Raw genomic sequence first — 5,796 nt, 5'->3', positions numbered from 1 at the left:
GCGGACTCGGCGTTCTACCGCCACGACGTGATCGCCGCCGTCCGCCGCCAGCGCGCCTGCTTCTCGATCACTGCACGCCTGGATTCCGCGGTCCGCACGGCGATCGCGGCCATCGGCGACGACGCGTGGACACCGATCAAGTACCCCAACGCGGTCTACGACGAAGCCCAGCACGTGGATCTCCGCTGCCGAGGTCGCCGAGATCGGCCACACCGCGTTCACCTCCAAGGCCAAGGCGAAGCACGTGTCGGCGAGGCTGATCGTGCGTCGCGTCCCCGACCTGAACCCGGCCCACCAGAGCGAGCTGTTCACCGCCTACCGCTACCCCGCCGTGTTCACCGACAACCCACTGCCGATGCTGCAAGCGGACACGGCGCACCGTGGGCACGCGATCGTCGAACACGTCATCGCCGACCTGAAGAACGGGCCGCTCGCGCACCTACCCTCCGGGCGCTTCTGGGCCAACAGCGCCTGGCTGGTCTGCGCCGCGATGGCGTTCAACCGCACCCGCGCCGCCGGCACCCTCGCCTCCGCGTTCCATGCCCGAGCGACCACCGGCACCATCCGCGCCCAGCTGATCAACGGGCCGGCGCGGATCGCCCGCTCCGCCCGTCGGCTCACCCTGCACCTGCCCGCCGCCTGGCCATGGGAACACCACTGGCAGCGGCTGGTCGCCGGCACCGGACCACCGCTCACGACCTGACCCCGTCGACCCCGTCCGACAGGACCCGACCGGAGAACCAGATGTGGAAGAGCCGGAGCACCCGGCCGCATCACCACGCCCGCAGCAAGCCAACCCCGCACACCGTCATCGACGCCATCATCACCGGGCTACCCGGTGGATCCGGGCTCAGCGTTGGGTGTGGTCCACAGTGGGGCCGCTGGCTGCCGACCTCCGCCGGGCCTTCTCCGAGACGAAGGCAGCCACCTCCACGGTGAACGCCGACCCATCCAGCCCAAGCCCCTCCTGCCGCGGTTGGTGGCGCAGCGTTCGCTTGACCTCGTCATGGTGCTGGGGTGGAACCGCTCCCTTCGGATCCGCCAAGAGCGCCTCCGCGCAGGCGGGGGTCAACTGGCCCCACCAATCGTCGAACGGGTGACCGTACCGCGTGATGAACGCCTGCCGGTCATCGTCCACCCAGTGGTCCACGAGGTGGCGCCTGGCTCGCAGCCGGCGGACGTCGTCCCAGCTGGACACCTCAACGGCCGGCTGCCCGTCGTCGAAACTGGCGAGGAAGCGGCCATCCGGCTGACGCACCACCTCCAGCCGCCGCTCGGACATGCCCCCACTCTACGCCGGCGAATCCCCCGCCACAGGAGCAAGGAACTCGGCCCACGCCACCCCTATCGACCCAAGCAGGGCTCCGGGAAGCGCCGGCTACCGGCGGCTAGGGGCGACGGAGCGTTTCGGCGTTGGTCTGAGTCATCGACTGCTCGATGAGAACAGCGCGCAGCAGCATGGACAGGAAGCCCGCCAAACCAGCGAGGACTACGAGTGCGGCCACCGTCCGGGCGAAGTCAGGGACCGGCAGGGAGGCGGTAACGAGGCCGACGTTGATCGCCGCAAGGCGGGCCGTCCCCGCCGTGTCGAGTGCCGCGTTTGTCGCGCGGGTAACGGTCGGACCGCCGCCGAGGACGACGGGGACCAGATAGCTGAGGGCGCCGAGCAGGACCTGGACTGCGAAGCCGATCAGGAACGGGGCTGCGAGCCGGTCGGCCGCTTCGGCTGCCTGCTCCCAGCTGGGCGCGGAGACGACGATGGCGGCGAGTGCCGCGACGGAGCCGATGAACCAGCATTGCGCGGCGAACATCGAGCGAGTGGCGTAGGTGGTGGGCGGTCGGGTTCGGGTCTCGGCGATGAGTGGTCCGCCGACCATGGCCAGGCCGGCGAGGTAGGTGAGGAGCCCGGCTGCGGCGGCAAGGCGGTTCCCCGCGAGCGCACCGGTTGCGCTGACCACGAGTCCGGTGAGGAGCACCGGCAAGGCGCGCCGGGCGGCACGTTCGGCTCCGTCTGCGACGCGGGTGTGCAGCATCGTCGGCCACAGCGTGACAAGGGTGCCGACCACGGTCAGACCCATCCAACCGAGGAGGTTGACGACGACGTGGGCGAGGGCCAGCTGGGCATGGGCGGTCTCGCTGAGTGTGTCCGCGGCCATCGCCACGCCGAAGGCAACGCCGACGGGAAGGAGCGCCGCGGCCGCCACGTAGTAGCGCAGGGTGCTTCCGAGTCGTGAGGGCAGCCCTCGACGCATCCGCATCAGCAGCACGGCGGCATGCCACCCGGCGACGAGGGCTACGACCGTCGCGCCGACCGCAACGGCAGCCTGGATGTCCCCGACCATGCCCGCGACCACGGACAGGGCACCGGCGTTGAACAGGGCCAGCCGCACCGCCTGGCCACGGCGGGTGTCGTCCTCGGGCAGACGCAGCAGGGCGTCGGCAAAGTGTCTGCTCCAGATCAGGATGGCGTTGCTGACGGCGCCAAGCAGGAGCAGGTGCACGAGCAGCCATGGGGTCACTGGCCGAAACACGCCGATCAGACTGGCCGTGAGGAGGGCGACCAGCCATGCCGCCACGATCGCACCGACGCGCAGATGCCAGGTGGACCGCTTCATGAGTCGGTCCGGGGCGCGGGCGCGTGCAGGTGGAGCCGGCATGATCCGGGTTCGGCGAACGGCAAGAGCACGGCCCGTGCCGGTTCTCCACCCAGCTCGGCGAGGGCTCCCCGGACGATGCCGAGGTGGACCGGGCAGATAATGTCGGGTTGGGCGCGGGCGGCGTCCAGCAGCGGGCAGCGCCGCAGTCGGACCGTGGTCGCGCGCGGGTCGGCGTGGGGATCGAACCCGAGCTTGTCGAGCAGGTCGACGACCGTGCGTCGCGCGAAGGTCGCGCTCCCGGCGGGGATCCCGTCGGCGAGAGCCTTGCCCCAGGCCTCGCCGGCGGCGAGAGCGTCAGCCTCCGCGTCGGTGCTGGTCCGGGAGATGTGCGCGGCGAGCGCGGTGGCCAGCCCGGCGTAGTCACGCACGCGGTGGTCGGGTTCCGGGTTGCCGGTGGCTGCAGCGTAGGACCACGCGGGTCGGCCACGGCCGATGATCGGAGCCGGTGTCCGGGTCGCGAGCCCTCGTCCCACGAGGGCCTCGAGGTGCTTGCGGGCGGTGTTGGCGTGCAGGTTCAGCCGGGTCGCGAGCTCGTCCACCGTGGTGGCGGCAACGGAGCGTTGCAGCTCCTCTAGGACCCGGGAGCGCTGCGCTGACAGCGGCGCACGTGCCGCGTCGTGGCGGGTCGGCGACGGCCCCAGTATTTCCACGTAGCACAGTGTAGTAAATTGACTGCCCATCCGGCCACCCAGAGCCGGCACGAGGAGGCTCTTCATGGACACCGTGCCTGTCCCCCCTACCGCTGGTGCCACCGCGCCAGTGCGCGCGTCGGGAGCCGGGGTGGTCGTCGCGTCAAGTGAGAGCGATGCCGCCGCCGTGGATGCCGTGGTCCGTCACCATGCCGAGCTCGCGGGCGCGCTCGCCACCCACGTGGACGCCCTCCTCACCGCTGTGGGTGCCGTGTCCGGCAACGGCGTGGCCCCGGTGACCCGGTCGCGGGGGCTGCTCGTCGACTTCTGTACCGACGGGCTGCTGCCCCACGCCGCCGCGGAGGAGGCGATGCTGTACCCGGCGGTCGCCACCGACCAACGGGCCAAGTTGCTGGTCGAGGCGATGCTCGCCGAGCACCGTGTCCTGGAAGGCCTGGTCGAGGACGTGCGCGCCGCAGACAGCCCGATACGTGCCGCGGCTGCGGCGACCGCGCTGCGGGTGTTGTTCGACGTCCATTTGGCCAAGGAGAGCGACCTGATCCTTCCGCTGGTCGCGGCCGACCCGACCGTGTCGCTCTCGGCGATCCTGGCCGGCATGCACGAGCTGCTCGGTGTCGGCGACCACGTTGACCACCCTGGAGACGCGGCCACGGCTGCGGAGTCTCGCGGCAGGGGTGCGTGCGGCTGCAGTGCGGTCGAGGCAAGCGATCACGCCCCGGTGCTCGACGTGCGGAACGTGCCCCACGCGATCCGGCACGCCACGGTGTTCGGCGCCGTCGGCGCGGTGCCCGTATCCGGCTCGCTGGTCCTCATCGCACCGCATGACCCGCTGCCCCTGCTCGGCCAGCTCGAGGACCGGGAGCCGGGCGCGTTCAACGTCAGCTACGACCAACGCGGTCCAGACGCTTGGCCGGTGCGGCTCACCCGCACCCGATAGCCGTGTGCTCCTACTGCGGGTGCCGCGCCATCACCGTGATCGGTCGGCTCTCCGCCGAACACGTGGCGATCACCAACGCCACCGGGGCCCTGCGCCGCGCGGTACTCGCAGGGGACGGCGAAGCGACGGCGACGGCCGGGGAGAAGCTCATCTCGCTGCTGGACCCGCACACCACGGGTGAGGAGCGGGGACTGTTCGCCGAGCTGCGCCTCGACCCGGAGTTCGCCGCCCACGTCGACACTCTGTGCGGCGAGCACCGCGAGATCAACGCTCACCTCGCACGAGTCACCCAGGGGGACCACTCGGGTGTCGTCGCGCTCGAGACGCTGCTGCGCCGCCACATCGACAAGGAAGAGAACGGAGTATTCCCGGCTGCCGCCATCGCCCTGGACTGGGCAGCGTGGGATCGCATCGACGGGCGTGCGCCGTGAGCGTCTATGTCCCACCCCAGCACGGTGCGTGGGCGTTTCTGGCCCTGCCGCTGGTCCTGGGCGCCGTGCTCGCCCCATGGACGCCGCTCCTCGTGGTGCTCGCAGTGGTCTGGGTGGCGGCCTACCCGTTGTCCTTCGCGGCGTTCGGTCTCGTCCGTGCCAAGCGCCCGCGGCGGTTCCGCGCGCCGTTCCTGATGTGGTCCGCGGTCGTCCTGCCTACCGCCGTGGTCCTGCTCGTGGGGCGGCCGTGGCTGGTCTGGGTCGGGCTCGGCTACGCCGTGCTGTTCGCGGTGAACCTGCGCTACGCGCGGAACAACGACGAACGTGCGTTGGCCAACGACGTGGTGTTCGTCGTGGAGTGCGCCGCGATGGTCGCGGTCACCTGGGCCGTCGGTGCGGGGAGCCGGTCCTGGGCGCCGCCCGGCCTGGACGCCGTACCCACACAGGTCTGGGTCCTCGTCGCGGTCTGCGCGCTGGTACTCCTGGGCTCGACGCTGCACGTGAAGTCCCTGATCCGGGAGCGTCGCGATCCACGATTCGCCCGCGCCTCCCGCGTCCTGGCAGTCGCCTCCGTGCCCGTGTCAGTCGCACTCGGCGCCTGGTGGGGATGGCCGAGCGGGGCGTGGCTGATCGCGCCGTTCGTCGTGCTCGCCGTGCGCGCCTTCCTCGTGCCCCGTCGCCCGCTGCGCCCTGGTGCCATCGGCATGATCGAGCTGGGCTGCTTTCTGCTCGTAGCGGCGGCCTCAGTGCTGGCGTCATGGTGAGCAGTCGAGCAAGGTCGTGGACGGACAGCTCAACCGGCTGGGGAAGAGCACGGCCGTGATCCGGCCTGCTGGCTGTCTCATGAGTGCCCTACGCGCGGCCAGAGCGGTTCAGGGCCGGCCGAGGAGTGCCCGTCCTGCGAATCACCCGCGCCGGGAGGCGGACACCGTCTCCGCCGAAGTCCTCCACCAAGATCACTGGACCACATTCTGAAAACCGGCTCTTGTGACTGATCCGTGGGTACCTGACTGACCCGTGACGCGCCACACGCCGTTCCCCGCCTACGGTTCCTGCTGTCGAAGGCTGGAATCGGAGGGTGGGGGGAACGGCGTGCGTTCTGTCAGGGTATGGGCTCGGCT

The 5,796-nt window shown here is 70.9% G+C and carries 6 protein-coding genes and 1 pseudogene; 4 read left to right on the top strand and 3 right to left on the bottom strand.

All coding sequences use genetic code 11. From position 1 onward, the window contains the following. Nucleotides 1-703 (top strand): annotated as a pseudogene (locus tag VIM19_00080) (transposase). A 147-nt stretch (nt 704-850) separates the two neighbouring features. Here the strand turns inward: VIM19_00080 and VIM19_00075 are convergent. The 3 genes from VIM19_00075 to VIM19_00065 all read right to left on the bottom strand — a co-directional run bounded on the left by VIM19_00075 (nt 851) and on the right by VIM19_00065 (nt 3,373). Then, nucleotides 851-1,282 (bottom strand): hypothetical protein, encoded by a 432-nt coding sequence (locus VIM19_00075; GenBank protein HEY5183316.1) that lies wholly within the window; start codon nt 1,280-1,282, stop codon nt 851-853. A 106-nt stretch (nt 1,283-1,388) separates the two neighbouring features. Beyond that, nucleotides 1,389-2,615 carry a hypothetical protein gene (locus tag VIM19_00070; protein HEY5183315.1) on the bottom strand — a complete coding sequence of 409 codons (1,227 nt, stop codon included), beginning with the start codon at nt 2,613-2,615 and terminating at the stop codon, nt 1,389-1,391. Next, a complete protein-coding gene (locus tag VIM19_00065) occupies nt 2,612-3,373 on the bottom strand; it encodes a transcriptional regulator (GenBank protein HEY5183314.1) in 762 nt (253 codons plus the stop codon). Before VIM19_00065 ends, VIM19_00070 begins: the two co-directional genes overlap by 4 nt. Between VIM19_00065 and VIM19_00060 the strand changes: the two genes are divergently transcribed. Genes VIM19_00060 through VIM19_00050 form a run of 3 tightly spaced genes read left to right on the top strand, consistent with a single transcriptional unit; the run spans nt 3,372 to nt 5,439 of the window. Beyond that, entirely contained in the window at nt 3,372-4,244 is an 873-nt protein-coding gene (locus VIM19_00060) for a DUF2249 domain-containing protein (GenBank protein HEY5183313.1), read from the top strand. The two genes, VIM19_00065 and VIM19_00060, sit on opposite strands and share 2 nt — an antisense overlap. Before the next feature lie 2 nt (nt 4,245-4,246). Continuing rightward, complete coding sequence (locus VIM19_00055; GenBank protein HEY5183312.1) at nt 4,247-4,675, top strand: hemerythrin domain-containing protein; 429 nt, start codon at nt 4,247-4,249, stop codon at nt 4,673-4,675. Continuing rightward, the gene (locus VIM19_00050; GenBank protein HEY5183311.1) at nt 4,672-5,439 is read left to right on the top strand and encodes a YwiC-like family protein; all 768 of its coding nucleotides are present in this window, start codon (nt 4,672-4,674) and stop codon (nt 5,437-5,439) included. The genes VIM19_00055 and VIM19_00050 overlap by 4 nt, the downstream gene beginning before the upstream one ends. The last annotated feature ends 357 nt before the right edge of the window (nt 5,440-5,796 follow it).

Source organism: Actinomycetes bacterium, from assembly GCA_036510875.1.
Lineage (GTDB): Bacteria > Actinomycetota > Actinomycetes > Prado026 > Prado026 > DATCDE01.
Note: the sequence above shows the minus strand (reverse complement) of the source record. Positions and strands in the feature narration are given on the sequence as shown.